Below are 18,544 nucleotides of genomic sequence, written 5' to 3'. Positions count from 1 at the left end.
CTTAAGAGGAAGAGTGTGACAAGATGAACTTTAGTTGTTCTTACCATTATTTTATTTTGTTTACTGACTCATCTGCCCGTCTCCAGACAAAAGCAACTGACCCTTTCATTCGACTAAAATCTTCATTTTATTCTAGATCCGGTGACTTCAATTCTATTGTTTAGTAAGCATTATCATTTTTATCACTTTCTTTTTTCCTATTAAATAAATTCGTTTGAATGTTTCAATTAGACTATTGACATATTTTAGAAAACATGTCCGTTGAAATGCTGTTTTTCTGGTGATAACGTGAAAGTGAAGTAATCCGAAAAAGGAGCGTCCATAATGAAAGTGAAAGAAAACTATGTCAATGTCATTCCAATGAAAGAAATTCGATCCACAGATGACCTTCTGTTCCCATTCCCTATTTACAATGAGTTACGTGCGCAGACTGGTATAAGATACGATGAAACAAGAAAGTGCTGGGATCTGTTTCGCTATGCAGATATTCAATCTGTTCTCAAACAGCCGAAATTGTTCTCCTCACAGCGAGGAAGAAGCACTTCAAAAACGAGCATCTTAACCATGGATCCTCCAAAACATACAAAGATGAGAGCACTCGTGAATAAAGCATTCACACCAAAAGCGATCAAACAATTAGAGGAAAAGATCAAAGACCTCTCGCATGATCTATTAAAACAAGTGGAGCATGAACATACATTTGATGTTGTGCATGATTTAGCTGCACCCCTTCCTGTCATGATCATCGCAGAGTTGCTCGGTGCAGAGGTAAAAGATCGACAGTTTATTAAGAAACATTCAGATGCCCTTGTTGCAGGTGCGAAAGACGAATCTCAAGAAGCTATTCAAGCCGTCGTCGACATGCAAAAACGGGCGGAAGAAGAACTATCTGATTACTTTTTACATCTGATTCAAAAGCGTACGGAAGCCCCTGCAAATGATTTGATTTCTTTACTGATTCAAGCAGAGATTGACGGTGAACAGTTAACTGAAAACGAGCTGCTTGGCTTTTGTATTCTATTACTTGTCGCAGGGAATGAAACGACAACCAATTTAATCACAAATACAGTAAGACTCCTCACCGAGCAGCCTGATATCGTCGAAGCAGTGAGAGAAGATTCATCCTTGATTCCGCAATTAACCGAGGAGACCTTACGTTATTATCCACCTGTTCAAGCCATAGGCCGAATTGCAACACAGAATGTTGAAATAGCCGGTCAGCAAATACAGAAAGGAGACTATCTTATCGGCTGGATTGCTTCGGCGAATCGGGATGAACAGAAATTTGAAGACCCAGAAACATTTCGACTTGACCGAAAATCAAATCCGCACATGAGCTTTGGTTTTGGGATTCATTTCTGTCTTGGTGCACCCCTTGCTAGACTTGAGAGCAACATTGCGATCGAAATTTTATTAAACACATTTAAAGAATTCAAATGTACTGCTGATAGTCTCAAACCCATTCAGAGCACCTTTGTTTTTGGTGTAAAAGAATTTCCAGTTCAAGTGTTGCGTTCTGAAGGTCGTTCGTAAAAGCCCATCTAGAGGGCTTTTTTAATATGAAGCACCTATTCCTTTCAAGTCATTCGCTTAGATAGATGATCTCTTTCTTACCTTCCTCCTCTGAACATGCTAAAATATAGTCCATATAAAGCGACTACAGTATTCGGAAAGGAAGCTAAAACGTATGACCGATTATACAGTTATGAAAGACGGGATATTCAAATCCGTTTGTTCTTTAGATTGCCCGGATCAGTGCGGTCTTTTAATACATAAAGAAAATGGAAAGATCGTCAAAGTTCAAGGTGATCCGGATCACCCGGTGACACAAGGGAACATCTGCAATAAAGTAAGAAATGTTACAGCACGCATTTATGATCCAAAGCGTCTGACGACCCCTTTAAAACGAGTGGGTCGAAAAGGAGACGGTCAGTTTGCGCCCATCACGTGGGAAGAAGCCATTGAAACCATTCGGCAAAAATGGACAGGCATCATTGAAGAAAAAGGAGCCGAAAGTATACTGCCTTACAGCTTCTATGGAAACATGGGGAATCTCAATGCGGAAGGGATGGATCGCCGCTTTTTCTATCGTCTCGGTTCAAGTCAGCTAGACAGAACCATTTGTCAATCAGCGGGAACAATTGGTTATAAATATACCATGGGTGCAAGCATCGGTACAGATCCTGAGGAAACAATTCATACGAAGCTCTTTATATTTTGGGGAATCAATGCGGTTTCGACAAACATGCACCAAATCACCTTGGCACAAAAAGCGAGAAAACAGGGGGCGAAAATTGTCGTCATTGATGTTCACAAAAACCAAACGGGCCGAATGGCCGACTGGTTCATCCCGCTTCGTCCCGGCACTGACAGTGCGCTCGCCCTTGGACTGATGCACGTTCTGTTTAAAGAAGGTCGAACAGATTCGTCTTTTTTAGAAACGTATACGGTTGGTTACGAAGAATTGCGCGAGCATGTGAAAGAGTACGACCCAGAAACGGTTGAACAGATCACAGGTGTCCCGAAAGAAGATATCATCACACTTGCAAGAATGTATGCCGATACATCGCCATCTTTCATACGAATTGGCAATGGTTTGCAGCATCATGATAATGGTGGAATGAACATCCGAACGATTGCCTGCCTCCCTGCCCTAACAGGTCAATGGCTTCATCAAGGCGGCGGAGCCACGAAATCAAACTCTTCTTTCCTCAGTTATAATGAAACAGCTTTACAAAGACCAGATTTATTAAAAGAGAAAGCACCTAGAACATTTAATATGAATCAGCTAGGCAGCATTTTGCTGGATGCAACACCTTCTATTGATTCAATCTTTGTGTATTCCTGTAATCCAGCCATTGTCACACCTGAAGCCAATAAAGTAAGAGAAGGTTTGCTAAGAGAGGACTTATTTACCATTGTACATGACTTGTTCCTAACAGAAACAGCAACATATGCAGACATTGTCCTCCCTGCGACATCTGCATTTGAAAATGAAGATTTCTATACTTCTTATTGGCACCATTATATTCAAATTCAAGAGCCAGTCATTGAACGATATGGCGAAAGTAAATCAAATACAGAGGTATTTCGTCTTCTTGCTCATGCCATGGGCTTTGAGGATGAAGCTTTCCGCCATACAGATGCAGAATTAATGGAACAAGCACTACATCATCCAGAAAACCCGCACTATGAAAACATTTCATATCAAGCATTAAAAGAGAAAAAATGGATCAAAGCAAAACGTGGTCCGTTCCAAGAGTTAAAGCTACCAACACCAAGTGGGAAAATAGAGCTTTATTCTGAGCAAATGAAAAGAGATGGCTATCCAGCGCTACCAACTTATATACCATTATATAAGGAGAGTGATTATCCACTCACCTTTATCCCTGGACCAAACCATAATTTTCTCAATTCAACCTTTTCACTTAATGAAAAGCATCAAAAGCTTGAGAAATTCCCGAAGCTTCATATGAATCAAAAAGATGCGCATGAGAGAAACATTGAAGATGGAGAGGTAGTTCGTGTCTATAATGATAGAGGAGAATGCGAACTTACAGTTTCAGTCGGTGACAATGTATTACCTGGAGTTGTGGTCAGTCAAGGATTATGGGCAGATCAAAAAGGCAAAAAACATTTAGTCAATGGATTAACACCTGACCGGCTGGCAGATATGGGCGGAGGGGCCACTTTCTTTTCTGGTAGAGTCGAGGTTGAAAAAATATCATAAGAAAAAGCCAGCAGTGTAAACGACGGTGAACTCTGTTGGCTTTCTCCATATCTTCTTTTTTATTGTCCGATATTTAAAATATTGGTTGTGACATTCGCACTTCCGTTACTTTGATAGCCTTCTACCGTCAATGCTGTTTCATACATTTTCCCCATTGGCATGCCTAAGCTTTCCCACTTTTTAAAATGCTGACTAACTGATACAGTCCCGCTTGTACGCTTTGTTTGACGTACACTCCAATATTGCTTGAAGGTAGCAATACCGATAATTGAAGGCTGATTCACACGAGTCGTTTCATAAATGTCATACGTGCCTCCATCCACATAAAATGTTCCCTTAAACGTTCCTGTTGGACGATAGGTTCCCCAAGAATCAACAATATAATATTCAACTAATGGTGATTGTGTCCAGCCATAGACACACAAATAGGAATTCCCGCCCGGATTGAAGCTTGCGTTGTATTGAATGGACATGTTGCCGATCTGATAATGAGTTTTGGTCGAATCAAATTTCTTCCCTTTTCGAAACAAAGCATTTCCAATATTGTTCCATTGCGCGCTAAATGCGCCGCCATTATTGAGTGTCATGGATGTATTTCCATAATCCTTCCATAGCTCATAATCGTACCCACTATGGTTTCCCATTTGATTATTGGTGATTGTCATGGCATGAGCCGGTACGGCAGCCAGTGAAAGTGTCAATCCAATCAACAGCACAAAAAACAGCCTCAATTTTTTTGATTCATTCCAAACTCCTCTCCTTTTTCATCAGTATTTGCTTTGTCATATCTGTGATGAAACGAACCTGTCACCTCCTTTCATGTTGATAAGTGATCAGGTATATCACCGCTTTGACCGACCACTTGCCTTTTGATTTGACTTTAACGATAACGCTTTAAATCCATATGAATGTCTCTTGTTCTTGTATAAATGCTCTGATATAAACTAAATAGGTGTTCATACTCATCGACATGCTCTTTATTTGGATAAAAGGCGGTTGCTTGACGTATAAACTGAACGGCACATGCTTCAAGAGACTCAAACCAGCCACAACCAACGGCTGCAAGCATTGCTGCTCCTAAAGCAGGACCTTGTTCATTATCTAACTTGGTTACTGTAGATTGAAAAATATTTGCCTGCATTTGAAGCCATGTATCACTTTTAGCCCCACCACCAATTGACACAATGGAATCGATTTTTTTCCCTGCCTGCCTAAATAAGACAATCGATTCATTCAATGAAAAGGTGACACCCTCTAGCACTGCTCTGATTAAATGCACTCTTTCATGCCGACTGTCTAATCCGATAAAACTTCCTCGAATAACGGAATCAGCATAAGGCGTTCTTTCGCCAACCAAATATGGCGTAAATAATAATCCATTTGCTCCTGGCGGTACATGTTCCACACCTTGAAGTAGCTGTCTGAACGGTTCATCTGGAGCCATTAAGGATTTAATCCAATCAAGACTATATCCTGCTGAAAGTGTGACGCCCATTGTATAAAAAGCGTTTTTCTTCGCATGATAAAACAGATGTAAATGTCCTTGTAATTCTCTTTCGTGCTGCTCTTCATATGATAAAATGACACCGGATGTTCCAATACTGCATAATGTTTGACCTGAAGACAAAATGCCCGCACCGATTGCACCACAAGCATTATCTGCTCCTCCAGCAAATACTTTCACATCTTCTGCTATTCCAATCTCCCGTGCAATATGTGGCAAAAGAGTTCCAACTTCCGCCTCGGATGACACAAGTGGCGGACAAATATGAGGAGAGATATCAAACTGCTGACAGATGTCATCACTCCACTTTTTCTTTCCTATGTCTAATAGTAAAGTGCCTGCCGCATCAGAATAATCGGTATGAATGGCGCCCGTTAAACGCAATCTGACATAATCTTTTGGGAGTAAAAACACGTCAATTTTTTTATCAATTTCTGGTTCATGCTCTTTCACCCATAACATTTTCGGCAATGTAAACCCTTCTAAAGCATGGTTTCTTGTGATATCTAGTAACCGCCCCCCTAGCTTCTTTGTGATGTGCTTGCACTGGTCTGTTGTTCTCGTGTCGTTCCACAATATAGCTGGACAGAGCACTTGTTCGTTTTCATCTAATAAAACCAAACCATGCATCTGCCCAGAAAAACTGATGCCCTCTACTTCATTTGTAACAGGGTGTTGTGCCATCAGCTCTTTCAAGGCAGCGATGGTCTGCTCTACCCAATCATCAGGATGCTGCTCACAATATCCCGGCTTTTTTTGAATCAGCGCATATCGTTTAGATGTTTCACTGCACACCTCTCCATATTGATCTACTAATATCGCTTTTACTCCACTTGTTCCAAGGTCAATTCCAATCACATACTTCATTTTTTCACTCCTTCAAGACAAAAACATAGATTCTATCATTCCTCTAAAATATACTGATTTAATCGTGCTTTCAGTTGTTCTTCTCGACCAGATTCGTTTCTAATGATCGGATGCTTCAAAGCATATTCTTCTAATGTATGAAAGGTTGCTTTGCCCTCTGAAATATCTCGGCCAATTCCTTCAGAAAAACTTCGATACCGGTGCTTGATGACATCTTCAAACACACGATCTTCTATGAGCCTATGAGCCACTCGTAATCCTTTTGCAAAAGCATCCATTCCAGCAATATGGGCGTACAATAAATCTTCAAGTTCAAAAGAAGCTCTTCTCACTTTCGCATCAAAATTTAATCCTCCCGTTCCAAGACCGCCGTTTTGCAAAATTTCATACATCGCCAGCGTTGTTGCATATAAATCAGTCGGAAATTCGTCTGTATCCCAGCCTAGAAGTGTATTGCCTTGGTTCGCATCAACTGACCCAAGCAGACCATGAATTCTGGCTAGACGTAATTCATGCTCAAACGTATGTCCGGCTAGTGTCGCATGATTGGCCTCAATGTTTAATTTAAAATATGGGTCTAATCCGTATTGCTTTAAAAAGGCGATGGTCGTTGCTGCATCTGTATCATATTGATGAGTCGTCGGCTCCTTCGGCTTTGGCTCAATTAAAAATTGACCTGTGTACCCAATTTCTTTCGCATAATCGACAGCCATATGCAAAAATGTTGCCATGTGATCAAGTTCTCTTTTCAAATCTGTATTCAGTAGTGTGTCATAGCCCTCTCGACCGCCCCAGAATACATAATTTTCCGCTCCAAGTTCTTTTGCTGTTTCTATTCCTTTCTTTACTTGCGCCGCAGCATATGCAAACACATCAGCATGACAAGAAGTTGCAGCGCCGTGCACAAAACGAGGATTCGTAAACATGTTAGCTGTATTCCACAATAGCTTTACATGACTATGTTCCATGTATTCCTTCATTCTTTTTAGAATGATATCCAAATGTTGATTCGTCTCTTGTAAAGAATCCCCCTCTGGGGCAATATCCCGGTCATGAAATGAAAAATATGGAACATCCAAAATGTCGAATAGTTGAAAGGCTGCATCTAATCTCACTTTTGCTAAGTCCATTCCGCTGTAAGAATTCCATGGCCTTTGCATCGTGCCAACACCAAACATGTCTGTTCCATCAGCAGTCAATGTGTGCCAATAAGCGACAGAGAAACGTAAGTGATCTTTCATTGTTTTTCCGCCGATGACTTCATTCGCATCATAATGTTTAAAGGCGAGTGGGTTTCTTGATTGTCTCCCTTCATATGAAATCTTGCTCATTCCTTCTAATTTGTTTAAGAAATGCATGTTTGGTTTTACCATCATAAGTTCCTCCTATGATTTTACTTAATAAGTTGACCCAACAAACAAACGAACTATATGCGCATCAACTCTCTTTGAATTTTCAATATTTTTTAGTTTTCCAGAAATATTTTCGTTATAATAAAAATATCATCACGCTTCTCACGAAATGAAGAGAAGCACTTTGATTTGACTTAATTTAAAGACGAAACAAATGGAGTGAATAAAGTGGATATCGCTGATCAAACCTTTGTGAAAAAAATAAATCAAAAGCTTTTGCTAAAAGAAATTCTTACAAATGCGCCAATCTCTAGGGCTAAATTATCTGAAATCACTGGATTAAATAAATCGACTGTTTCTTCTCAAGTGAGTACATTGATGAAAGAAAATCTTGTCTATGAAATAGGTCAAGGTGAATCTAGCGGCGGAAGAAGACCAGTTTTGCTAATGTTTAATAAACATGCGGGTTACTCTATTGGCATTGATGTAGGTGTCGATTATGTCAATGGCATATTAACAGATCTTGAAGGCTCCCTTATTCTTCATCAACAACTCATGCTCAAATCTAGTTCTCCTGAAGATACCAAGAGCACCTTAATTGAGTTAATTCAGCATTTTATTTCACAGATTCCCTCTTCTCCATATGGACTAGTCGGTATCGGAATTTGTATCCCAGGCTTAGTTGATGAAAATGAACGAATCGTCTTTACGCCTCATTCAAAATGGAAAAACTTCGATCTAAAAACTAGTCTAAAGAAAACGTTCCATGTGCCCGTATTGATTGAAAATGAAGCAAATGCTGGGGCTTATGGTGAAAAAATATTTGGTGCGGCAAAACACTATGATCACCTAATATATGCAAGTATCGGCACAGGAATTGGGATCGGCATCATTATCAAACGTCATTTATACAGAGGCGCTTACGGTTTTTCTGGTGAAATGGGACATATGACGATTGACTTTAATGGACCAACATGTAGCTGCGGAAACCGTGGATGCTGGGAGCTGTATGCATCTGAGAAAGCATTATTTCAGTCACTGCAATCAAATAATCAGAAGGTGTCCTATCAAGAAATTGAACAGCTCGCTAAGCTGAATGATATGAAAACATTAAATGCGTTGCGCAATTTTGGATTTTATCTTGGGGTTGGGCTCACGAATGTCCTCCATACATTTAATCCGCAAGCCGTTATATTAAGAAACAAGGTGATTGAATCTCACCCAATGGTATTGAATGTCATTAAAAATGAAGTGTCTTCAAGAATGTATTCTCAATTCAGCACTCATATTGAGCTGCTCCCTTCCTCTTTAGGTCAACATGCACCTGCATTAGGCATGACATCTCTTGTGATAGAAAATTTCTTAAATGATGTCACCAAACCCCAATAAAATCCGTATATGATAAAAAAGAGACAGCACAGATCTGTTGTCTTTTTTTTATTCACATGTTTCTTCATAACGAAAGTATTTAAAATCAGCAGGCAAATGTGCGCCACTTGTATCTTGACATTGCATACCGACAAATGCACCTGTAAAGAATCCGCCACCACGAATGAAATCATCAGACAAATGGCTGGATTCAAACGAGATGTCAATCTTCTTCCAATCCTGTTGGTTAAAAGAAAAAGAATAATGGTAAGTCTCCTGCTGAACAGTCACTTTTATATATACATATGGCACCCCGTCTGGAATGACGATTTTATCATTTAACGGCTGAGAAAAAGCGAGATTCTGGCAGACGGACAACTCAAGTATACGGCCGAGTTCTTCATCGTATGTCACCTGAAGAGCTGTCCAGTTTTCTGTATTATAATAATTCACTAGACCAGCTGCTTGTTGAAAGTTTTCGGGAAAGAACGAAACAGCCGTTTCCGCTTCAAAATAAAAACTTTGCCAACGCCTTGCAACAAAGGATTGTGTAAACTTAGATGTTAGAGACTCCTGACCGTATAATCTGAGATGATCGGGTTTTTCTGTTAAAGAACCAATTTGACTTGTAAATGGAATTCTTAATGTTTGAAAGTGCATATTTAACTCTGATTCCTTGAACTCGTCGACTTTTGGGACAGTTGAAGAGAATACCTTTTCAGCGACAGCAGGTGCTTCGACCTCCATCGCCCCCTCTTTACCACCCGCTACATACGGCCATCCGTCTTTCCAATAAAGCTTTTGAATGGCTGTTTCCCTTCCTAAAGGACAGTATCCTCTTTGTTGAAAAATAGACTCTTGACTTGATCGAATCGGACGACCTGTTAAATGAGCCAAGTACCATTCATTCGTATGTGTATGAACAATGGAGGCGTGCCCGCATTTTTGCAATGGATGCCTCGGATCATGAAATGCACTTAAAATGGGGTTATCCGGATGAACCTCATATGGACCTTCAATATTCGAGGAGCGGGCAATCGTGGCTGCATGCTCATACCGCGTTCCTCCCTCTGCTGTTAATAAATAATAGTAGTCACCGATTTGATAAAGATGCGGGGCTTCCGTCAATTTAATATCTGTTCCTTTAAAAATGACTTTTCGCTGACCGATCAGCTTTTGCTCTGCCGCACAGTATTCCTGCAGGACAATCCCTGCAAAAGAATGCTGATTTTCTCTGTGATCCCATAACATATTCAATAAATATTTCTTACCGCTGCGATCATGGAATAAAGACGGGTCAAATCCTGAACTGTTGAGCCAAACGGGATCGCTCCACTTTCCATCCACCGTGTCACAGGTTACCAAATAATTATGGCCATCCTTAAACGGACCGTCTACTACCTTTATATCTGAATAAATCAGCCAAAACATGCCATCTGCATAACTTAAACAAGGTGCCCATACTCCGCCGGAATCAGGATTTCCTTTCATATCTAATTGAGACGTTTTTTGCAGAGGCCGTGAGATTAACCGCCAATTGACCAAATCCTTTGAATGATAAATTTGAACACCTGGAAACCATTCAAATGTAGATACTGCAATATAATAATCTTCTCCTACACGGCAAATACTTGGATCAGGGTTAAATCCTTTTAGAACTGGATTGATAATTTTCATTGAACACCCTCCCATTACATTTTAAAATCCTCTATATGATCTACGTACACCTTATCCCTGTTCTCAAGCTCTCTGACGACCTTTTGATGCTCTTTCTCGTCTAGATTATAAAAATGAATATCAATCATCGCTAAAATGAGTAAAAATGCAGGTATCACCGTTGTGGTGATTAAAATTCCCAATAATGCTTCAGGTGTTTGCATTTGGTTTGCCACATAGCCGAACTTATCAAGTACGAGACCTGGCACAATGCCTCCTAATGCCATCCCGAACTTAAAGAAAAAGCCGATCACTGCATAGATCAGTCCTCCCATTCTTTTCCCTGTTTTATATTCACCATATTCAACGGTTTCCGGAATAAGTGCCCACATATAAGCGCCAGCTGTAATACTTCCTGCGGCCGCTACTAATCGGAAGAGAAAAATAAGAAAGATTTGATTCGGCGGCACAACAAGTAAAGCAAGAAGCCCTATGATATTAAGTAATAAAGAATAGTACAGCAGTTTCTTCTTTCCTAATCGTTTGTGTAACCGCGGAATAAAAGGTAAAACCAATAAAGCAGGCAAACTGCCGATTAATCCATACCACTTAACTAAATCCTCTTTTCCAAGGTTATAGGTCACATAGTAAATACCAACTGAATTGCTGATGGAGTTAACACCAAAGATAATGATAAAGAAGATGCTTAACACAACTAGTGGACGATTCACACGTAATTGGACAAAGATATCCGTGAACTTAATCTTTTCCTCATGCTTTTGAAGCGACACTCGTTCGTTCGTACTTTTAAAGCAAATGATAAGTAACCCGCCCCCTAGAATGCCTAGTAATGCCATCGTCATCTGCCAGCCAAGTGCCGTATTTCCCGTTGTATCGCTTAAATAAGTAGCTAGAAATGGAACAAAAAAAGCAACGACAAGACCTCCGAGATTTGCAAAAAACATACGAACAGACGTAATACTGACAACCTCTTGGTTATTTCTCGTCATTGCGGATGTTAAAGCACCATAAGGAACATTGATGAATGTGTATGTAAGCGATAAACCGACATACGTTATATAGGCATAAATTAATTTGCCCATAGCGGAAAAATCAGGTGTTGTAAAACAGAGGATGGCTAGTACCGCAAACGGAAAGGCACCAAATAATAGATAAGGTCTAAAGCGGCCAAATCGACTATTGGTTCGATCGACCATTGCCCCAATAAAAGGATCTGCAAGCGCATCAATTGCTCGTACAATTAAAAACATGGTTCCTGCAGCTGCAGCGGATAAACCATACACATCCGTATAAAAAAATAATAGATACGTAGAGACAGTGGCATAAATCAAATTACATGCAAAATCTCCTGAAGCATATCCAACTTTTTCCGACATGCGAATCTTCTTTAAATTCTCACTAACCATGAGCTTTCCCCTTTCTATACTTTGCATCTTCTAACAACAGAATGTGTAGGGCAGCAGCAAAAGGTAAATTGAATTAAAGCGCTTTCAAAATTGGTTTTTCTAATAGACCGACTTAGCCTAGATAAGCAACAGATCAAATGAATGCGTTCTGATCATCACTCCTTCTTTTTTAGAAAAAATTTTATATTCAGTATCTTAGTTTGTTTAATCAATAAACTAAGATGAATTTATTTTATATAATCTGATCTGACTTTTCAATATTTTTTGAAAAAATATTCCTCAAAACTTATATACGTCCAATTTTTCCTTTATTGCTTGCTCATTTCTTCTTTTATGCAAATATATGATGATTTGAATCCATACCATCTTGCATTTCACCTTCGACCATGCTATATTAATCAAGCGATGAGCTGAATTGTGTAAGTCGGGTCATACGTCTCTTTGAGACACACACGAATGTGGCGTGTGGCGATTCCGCCTCAATACGCAAAAGACATCTTCTTTTAAGGAGATGTCTTTTTTTTTATACTTATCCTATTTTTGTCCCATTCTCAACCGGTTCATCTATGGAAAGTAACACAACATCTTCTTTGGTCGGCATACCTCCTAGCACAAGCACCTCTGATTTAAACCCTGCAATTCTTCTTGGCGGGAAATTGACGACTGCCACTATCTGTTTACCGATAAGGCTCTCAGCAGAATAACGTTTCGTTAACTGTGCACTTGACTGTTTCACGCCAATCTCATGACCAAAATCAATCTTCAATTTCAAGGCAGGAACTCTTGCTTCTGCAAAAAATTCTGCCTCTAATATCGTGCCTACACGAATATCTAACGCTAAAAACTGTTCAATATCTGCCATATGAATTGCTCTCTCCTTTTCATTCAAAAATGTTTTGAATCATGAAAGACTCTTGTTTTATCATTAATTGATACTTGTCTCTCTTTGATTTTCATCCATTGTAGCATATATGATCGTCTGCTTTACTTTCCCTTTACGATCTCGTTACATTTCATTCCACATCATGTATTTGTTGTATTCTTTCAACGATTTGCAACTATAATAATAATTTCTGTAAAATGGCAGATAATCCTACTGCTTCCTCTCAAAAGTTAACACTTGTTTACATTATCAGACATGTGGAGTTTTGCTGGACTTTTTTGTCATCCTTCCAATCGTTGCCACCTTGCATCAACTAGGGCCATTTTGGTTGCGAGAAATACAATTCTTCGTCACCGTAACTCTTTTGGACATTTGCTTTTTGCTTCTAATTGATAGGCTTTAAAATCGCTGTAAGCTGCGAATATGGGAGTGGTTGTGCAATAGTCAGAAAAAAGACTCGCAACAACATCATGCTAGTAGCTATATCAAATTTATTCATCACTAACACCTTTCTCTGTGAACCGCCCTTTGTATGTAAAAAGAGTCCCAAATATACGATTTTTTACAACTACATGAATCGTGAACTCTTCTGTGTCTTCATCGTATCCTTCTGTTACATCTGACATGCCGTAAAGCCATGAAGGGAGTGGCCATTCTCGGCCTGCAAACAAACACTTTTGTTTACCTGATTGAATGTGCAGACACCGATTCTCTGTCACTGTAAAATGAAGCTCTGACATGAGAATCCTCGGCTGACCAAAGTAATCTAGTATCCTGTGACTCTCTCGATCAATCACCATATCCGCATCAAAATGTCTTTCCTTTTGAGGGAAATAAAACGTACGAAACCAGTGCATTCCTTCTTCTCCTGTACTTGTCGTAAATGGCTCATTGACGATGCGAAAGGGAATATCTTTTCCTCTTTCAGGAAAAAAACAACGAAACAATGGACCTAATCGGAAGAGAAATCGGATGAACTTTGTCCCGCCACCTATTTCCTCCATCATTCCTTCTGCCACAAAAGCCCTGTTGTACCGATCTTTTAATTTCGGATGTAGCTTTTCGTAATTCTTCACTAGATTATGATGAACGACCATGTTTTTCTCTCCTTTTTCGTTTCATCGAAAACACATCTACACAATCTTTCAGATTGATCATGCCCGCAATCGACAAGATCAAAAATGCACTCATCACAAGTGGCTCATGGAGCGTCGCATGAGGGGACATAATCCCTATAATAAGTATAATGAGAAGAAAAACACTTTGAAGGACGAATATATACTTTTTCGGTAGATGAGGAATGAGCCATGATACGCCTAAAAGCACGTAAAACAATCGAAATCCCGGACGATGATCAAAAGCAGAATGTGCAAACGGTATGACCGCTTGACATATCCAGACGAAGGCAAAAAGCAAACAAATCCCGTAATGAGCAAGTGTTCTCTCTAATAACAGCCGAGGGTGAATTCCCTTTTCGAGCCATGTTTTTAATGAGCCAAAACTAAATGCGGTGATCAATCCCATCATCGGCCGAAAAAAGAGCCGGTCTGCCCACTTCCATCCCTTTCCTTCTCTCGTCTCATAATCAAATTGCGTTTTAAACACAATATGTTCATTCGTTTTAATATACTTCCAATAGCCGTCACCTTCTTTGATAAAGGACAATGGGTGTGACGATGTAAATGTCAGTGACGATGCTCTTTCATTACGGTCATCCATGATGTTTGTTCGATAAACTCCTGTCCCTGTGACGCTCACGCCAAATCCAAGATGTTTTTCATAGAGAAAAGATTGAGGCTGCTCATCTCTAGGACCGTTCAATGAAATGGTTGAAAACCGCAAATCCCACTGTTCATGTAGCTTTGGATTTTGCGTATATTCCCATACTTTTTCTAATGGTGCACTAATTTCTGTTTCCACATAAACAGGCTTTCTTTTCATCTGCCTCTACTCCTTTATGTGAATTATTTCACATAATAAGCATACCATGTTTCACAAAACTGTCAAATCTTTAATTTCCCATTTTGGCAAAATAAAAACCGCTTACGATGAAGCGATTCACTTTACTAGTAAACAACTATCTGCTGTTGCCTTTTATTAAAACTGGTTTAATTTAATTGCTTTTATGAAGAGTTGGAATTTGCATTGTTTGAATTGTCAGTGTTATAAAGCCTTTTTCATCTGCGAGTTTTAATGCTACTTCAATGACTCTTTTCATACGGAAATGATGCCTTATACTTGTTTCTTACTATTAGCAGCATCACAATGGACAAAATGTGATCCATCTTCATGACTTTTCCTCTTTTTGATAAATGCAAGGGTTGGTTTGATAAAAAAAGAAAAAATGGTAAAGATAAGTAACAGCCAGCATTACGTTTACATCCCTGCCTATGCAGGAGGAGGTTGCATCATGACGCATAACGTGTGGCAGTTATTCATCATCGGGATCATTATGATGATGTGTATCATGATTCGAATGAATCGAATGAGACGCTATCAACCTGTCCGTCCGATGGCGCTTTTTTTAAGAATGAATGTATTTGGTTTGACCGCCCTTATTCTTATAACAGAAGGATTGCAAAATAACAGTATTTTAATTTATGCCGCAATTGGCATGAGTTTTGGGAGTATCCTAGCCGCTCATTCCTATCAGACGGTGCGTATCAAATCGGAAAATGGCCGGCTCTATGTAAAAACGAGTAAATGGATCGAATGTTTTATTTTATGTTTGTTTTTATCAAGGTTTGCCTTTAAATTGATTGAGATCACGAAACATTCCATCACGACCATCAACATATTTGAGCTTTATCAGCATATTGTGAGTACTGATGCCCTGACCATGCTCAGCTTTTTTCTGCTTGCCGCTTACTATATGGTGTTTTCTTATCAAATGATGAAAGCAAATAAGAGACATGTCCAAGTGCATCATGCATAAAAATCTGCCTATTTAAGATGAAGGAAGGTTTCAGCGTGTCGACAACCCCTTGCATTCGTTGTCAAATCTGCGTGCTGGTGCTCACGAATGTTCAATTCGCTCCGCGCAAATAGCTCAGGTCTTCCTAGACTTCAAGGGTTTTCCATTCACGCTGAAAAGATGACAAAGGGCTAAAATGGTTTCATTTTAGCCCTTTGTCAATCCATCTGAGGTTTTTATCAATCATGCTGCGTATGGTAAATCATTTGTTCAAGGACTTCCATTACATGTTGATCTTCAGGACTGTAAAAAATGGACGTCCCTGCTCTTCTCGATTTCACGAGACGAAGATTTTTTAAAAAGCGCAACTGATGAGATACCGTTGATTGCATGAGATTGAGTGTTTCAGCTATATCATTTACCGAATGTTCACCTTGAGAAAGCAGATGCAGAATACGAATACGTGTGGGATCAGATAAGGCTTTAAATGTTTGTGATACAAGAAACAGGCTTTCTTCATCCAGCTCCATCCGTTCCTGATCTTGATTTGTATTCAGTTGTTCCTTCATATCGCTTCACCTTTCTTGTCAGTCAAATCACTTCTTACTTCTATGTATCATCATATACCAAAATGTGCGTCATGCAAAGCTGGCACGTCTTTTAAAAAAGATTTATTCAAATAGCATTGACACAAGGTAGCATTCTTTTTAAAATGAGCATTATTTATTCATTTTTTAAGGAGCTGATAGGCAAATTGACTGAAGAGCCAAGACTAAAACGCAGCCTGACTGTGATTCCGCTTGTTGTAATCGGGCTTGCTTATATGGATCCACTTGTCGTATTTGATTCATACGGCATTGTTGCTCAGCTAACGAAAGGACACGTGGCCGCAGCTTATATATTTACTTTGTTAGCATTACTATTGACAGCGCTTAGCTATGGGAATATGGTGAAGGCTTTTCCAAAAGCAGGATCTGCATATACATACGCACAAAAAAGTATTCATCCTCATATCGGCTTCCTTGTAGGATGGACTCTTTTACTGGATTATTTATTTTTGCCTATGGTGAATTTTGCAATAGGCAGTGCTTATTTAACAGCAGCCTTTCCAACTGTACCCCATGACCTTTGGATCATCATACTTGCTATCGCCATAACGACTGTCAATGTCATCGGTATCCGGCTCACAGCCAACATTACGGCATTATTTGTCACCTTTCAAGTGATGATCGCTGTTACATTTGTTGGTTTTATTATTTATGGACTTACCCAAAACTTAGGCAGTGGAGAACTAGTGTCAGCTCGCCCTTTTTATTCAGAGAGTTTAGACCCTGCACTTATTTTCTCTGGAGCGACCATTTTATGCTTTTCCTTTCTAGGCTTTGATGCGATTTCTACGCTGTCTGAGGAAACCATCCGCCCTAAAAAGACTATTCCACTTGCGATTTTTCTAACGGTAGCAATTGGAGGCGTCTTGTTTATAATCACGTCTTATTTTTTACAGCAGGTTTTCCCAAATTTCCAGCAGTTCAAGCATCCTGATGCAGCCTCACTTGAAATTGCTGAATTTGTTGGCGGTGCATTCCTCCACTCGTTCTTCTTAGCTGGAACCATGGTGGCTGTCATCTCATCCTCGTTATCGTCACATGCGAGCGCAGCAAGACTGTTATATGCGATGGGCAGAGATGAGTCTTTGCCAAAGCGTTTCTTCGGTTATATTCATCCGACATTGAAAACCCCTGTTTTGAATATCTTATTAATCGGTGTTTTCTCTTTATCTGCAGTGATTGGCGAGCTAGAGGTCATTTATTCGTTTATTAGCTTTGGTGCGCTAATTGGCTTCACTTTTGTCAACTTGTCTGTTTTTGCCCATTATATAGTGAGACAAAAACAAAGAGGCATTCTTCATATCCTTAGATATGCAGTGATTCCTCTTTGCGGCATGGCATTTTGTATATGGCTTTTAACAAGCATTAGCACAAATGCATTGATCATCGGTTTGGTCTGGCTCATTATCGGTTTTCTCTATTTTTGCTACAGGCTGAAAACAAGAGCTGAATTTACTTTTGGATATGATTGATTCTTATGTTTTCGCTTGGTATCCAGTGCAGGATGTGTCATAATATAAAGGCTGTACTTCCCTTTAAAAGCGGGACAAAACAGGGGTGAACATGACCTTGAAAAAGAGAAAAACAGGATGTTTTGCCATTTCAGGCTGTTTCACGATTTTTCTGTTTGTTTTCGTATTTGCAGCTATTTTCGTTTCTTTTAATCAAAAGGAGTTAAAAAAGTTGCCCATTGATACGGAATCAATTGTTTTGTTGAGATTGGATGATTACAAACCGCTTGTAGAGACTGAGTTAAAAGATCGACATTTAGATCAATATACGGCGTTAATCCTCGGTATGATGTATCAAGAATCAAAAGGCAGGGGCGGAGATCCGATGCAGTCCTCTGAATCTCTTGGTTTGAAAAGAAATGAAATCAATGACCCTCAGAAAAGCATCAGACAAGGAATCCATCATTTTTCTTCTATGTACAAACATGGAAAGAAAAAAGGCGTTGATTTGGAAACCATTATTCAAAGCTATAACATGGGAATCGGCTATATTGATTTTGTTGCGAAAAACGGGGGAAAGCATTCTGAAGAATTGGCAAAGCAATACTCCAAAAAGCAAGTGAAACGCAACCCTAACTTATATACGTGTGGAGGCGACAAAGATAACTACCGCTATCCGTATTGCTATGGCGATTTCACTTATGCTGAAAAAGTAAAAGAAAAAACGAAAACAGTTGAAGAAAAAATGAAATTGGCTTCATCATCCACACCATCATCGTAAAAA

General features: G+C 39.5%; 15 protein-coding genes. 6 read left to right on the top strand and 9 right to left on the bottom strand.

Going from position 1 to position 18,544, the window contains the following annotated elements; genetic code table 11:
• Positions 1-324: 324 nt before the first annotated feature.
• Positions 325-1,533, top strand: a complete 1,209-nt coding sequence (locus ABVJ71_RS03120; protein ID WP_353855559.1) for a cytochrome P450 — start codon at positions 325-327, stop codon at positions 1,531-1,533.
• A 154-nt stretch (positions 1,534-1,687) separates the two neighbouring features.
• Positions 1,688-3,730 (top strand): molybdopterin oxidoreductase family protein, encoded by a 2,043-nt coding sequence (locus ABVJ71_RS03115; RefSeq protein ID WP_353855558.1) that lies wholly within the window; start codon positions 1,688-1,690, stop codon positions 3,728-3,730.
• Positions 3,731-3,789: 59 nt separating this feature from the next.
• Here the strand turns inward: ABVJ71_RS03115 and ABVJ71_RS03110 are convergent, their stop codons facing one another.
• From ABVJ71_RS03110 to xylA, 3 genes are all read right to left on the bottom strand, one after another.
• On the bottom strand, positions 3,790-4,440 hold the full coding sequence (locus ABVJ71_RS03110; RefSeq protein WP_353855557.1) for a glycoside hydrolase family 11 protein: 651 nt from the start codon (positions 4,438-4,440) through the stop codon (positions 3,790-3,792).
• Positions 4,441-4,610: 170 nt separating this feature from the next.
• Complete coding sequence (gene xylB / locus ABVJ71_RS03105) at positions 4,611-6,101, bottom strand: xylulokinase (protein ID WP_353855556.1); 1,491 nt, start codon at positions 6,099-6,101, stop codon at positions 4,611-4,613.
• Positions 6,102-6,136: 35 nt separating this feature from the next.
• Positions 6,137-7,474, bottom strand: a complete 1,338-nt coding sequence (gene xylA / locus ABVJ71_RS03100) for a xylose isomerase (RefSeq protein ID WP_353856537.1) — start codon at positions 7,472-7,474, stop codon at positions 6,137-6,139.
• A 207-nt stretch (positions 7,475-7,681) separates the two neighbouring features.
• On the opposite strand from xylA, the gene ABVJ71_RS03095 reads away from it, so the two are divergent.
• Positions 7,682-8,842 carry an ROK family transcriptional regulator gene (locus tag ABVJ71_RS03095; RefSeq protein ID WP_353856536.1) on the top strand — a complete coding sequence of 387 codons (1,161 nt, stop codon included), beginning with the start codon at positions 7,682-7,684 and terminating at the stop codon, positions 8,840-8,842.
• Positions 8,843-8,890: 48 nt separating this feature from the next.
• Here the strand turns inward: ABVJ71_RS03095 and ABVJ71_RS03090 are convergent, their stop codons facing one another.
• The 5 genes from ABVJ71_RS03090 to ABVJ71_RS03070 form a co-directional block, all read right to left on the bottom strand.
• Positions 8,891-10,498, bottom strand: coding sequence for a glycoside hydrolase family 43 protein (locus tag ABVJ71_RS03090; protein ID WP_353855555.1), 1,608 nt, complete (start codon positions 10,496-10,498; stop codon positions 8,891-8,893).
• A 14-nt stretch (positions 10,499-10,512) separates the two neighbouring features.
• Positions 10,513-11,904, bottom strand: a complete 1,392-nt coding sequence (locus ABVJ71_RS03085; RefSeq protein ID WP_353855554.1) for an MFS transporter — start codon at positions 11,902-11,904, stop codon at positions 10,513-10,515.
• A gap of 529 nt (positions 11,905-12,433) precedes the next feature.
• Complete coding sequence (gene csaA, locus ABVJ71_RS03080) at positions 12,434-12,766, bottom strand: chaperone CsaA (protein WP_353855553.1); 333 nt, start codon at positions 12,764-12,766, stop codon at positions 12,434-12,436.
• A 512-nt stretch (positions 12,767-13,278) separates the two neighbouring features.
• Complete coding sequence (locus ABVJ71_RS03075; RefSeq protein ID WP_353855552.1) at positions 13,279-13,884, bottom strand: DUF4166 domain-containing protein; 606 nt, start codon at positions 13,882-13,884, stop codon at positions 13,279-13,281.
• Complete coding sequence (locus tag ABVJ71_RS03070) at positions 13,868-14,728, bottom strand: hypothetical protein (RefSeq protein WP_353855551.1); 861 nt, start codon at positions 14,726-14,728, stop codon at positions 13,868-13,870. Before ABVJ71_RS03070 ends, ABVJ71_RS03075 begins: the two co-directional genes overlap by 17 nt.
• A 469-nt stretch (positions 14,729-15,197) precedes the next feature.
• On the opposite strand from ABVJ71_RS03070, the gene ABVJ71_RS03065 reads away from it, so the two are divergent.
• On the top strand, positions 15,198-15,722 hold the full coding sequence (locus ABVJ71_RS03065; protein WP_353855550.1) for a mother cell-specific membrane sporulation protein: 525 nt from the start codon (positions 15,198-15,200) through the stop codon (positions 15,720-15,722).
• Positions 15,723-15,940: 218 nt separating this feature from the next.
• On the opposite strand, the gene czrA is transcribed toward ABVJ71_RS03065, so the two are convergent.
• Positions 15,941-16,270: a Zn(II)-responsive metalloregulatory transcriptional repressor CzrA gene (gene czrA / locus ABVJ71_RS03060; protein WP_353855549.1), complete on the bottom strand. Its 330-nt coding sequence runs from the start codon at positions 16,268-16,270 to the stop codon at positions 15,941-15,943.
• 185 nt (positions 16,271-16,455) lie between these two features.
• Here czrA and ABVJ71_RS03055 point away from each other — a divergent pair, with 185 nt between their 5' ends.
• Together ABVJ71_RS03055 and ABVJ71_RS03050 are read left to right on the top strand one after the other, a co-directional pair.
• Positions 16,456-17,781 (top strand): APC family permease, encoded by a 1,326-nt coding sequence (locus ABVJ71_RS03055; RefSeq protein WP_353856535.1) that lies wholly within the window; start codon positions 16,456-16,458, stop codon positions 17,779-17,781.
• 97 nt (positions 17,782-17,878) lie between these two features.
• Positions 17,879-18,541, top strand: a complete 663-nt coding sequence (locus ABVJ71_RS03050) for a lysozyme family protein (protein WP_353855548.1) — start codon at positions 17,879-17,881, stop codon at positions 18,539-18,541.
• Positions 18,542-18,544: the final 3 nt, after the last annotated feature.

Origin of the sequence: Bacillus sp. Bos-x628 (assembly GCF_040500475.1) — a bacterium.
GTDB classification, from domain to species: Bacteria; Bacillota; Bacilli; order Bacillales; family Bacillaceae; genus Bacillus; species Bacillus maqinnsis.
The sequence above is the reverse complement of the archived record's forward strand: the minus strand, read 5'-3'. Positions and strand labels throughout refer to the sequence as shown.

Coding starts and splice junctions, on each gene's coding strand:
- ABVJ71_RS03120 (WP_353855559.1), top strand. CDS start 325: ATGAAAGTGAAAGAAAACTATGTCAATGTCATTCCAATGAAAGAAATT.
- ABVJ71_RS03115 (WP_353855558.1), top strand. CDS start 1,688: ATGACCGATTATACAGTTATGAAAGACGGGATATTCAAATCCGTTTGT.
- xylB (WP_353855556.1), bottom strand. CDS start 6,101: ATGAAGTATGTGATTGGAATTGACCTTGGAACAAGTGGAGTAAAAGCG.
- xylA (WP_353856537.1), bottom strand. CDS start 7,474: ATGGTAAAACCAAACATGCATTTCTTAAACAAATTAGAAGGAATGAGC.
- ABVJ71_RS03090 (WP_353855555.1), bottom strand. CDS start 10,498: ATGAAAATTATCAATCCAGTTCTAAAAGGATTTAACCCTGATCCAAGT.
- ABVJ71_RS03085 (WP_353855554.1), bottom strand. CDS start 11,904: ATGGTTAGTGAGAATTTAAAGAAGATTCGCATGTCGGAAAAAGTTGGA.
- csaA (WP_353855553.1), bottom strand. CDS start 12,766: ATGGCAGATATTGAACAGTTTTTAGCGTTAGATATTCGTGTAGGCACG.
- ABVJ71_RS03075 (WP_353855552.1), bottom strand. CDS start 13,884: ATGGTCGTTCATCATAATCTAGTGAAGAATTACGAAAAGCTACATCCG.
- ABVJ71_RS03070 (WP_353855551.1), bottom strand. CDS start 14,728: ATGAAAAGAAAGCCTGTTTATGTGGAAACAGAAATTAGTGCACCATTA.
- ABVJ71_RS03065 (WP_353855550.1), top strand. CDS start 15,198: ATGACGCATAACGTGTGGCAGTTATTCATCATCGGGATCATTATGATG.
- czrA (WP_353855549.1), bottom strand. CDS start 16,270: ATGAAGGAACAACTGAATACAAATCAAGATCAGGAACGGATGGAGCTG.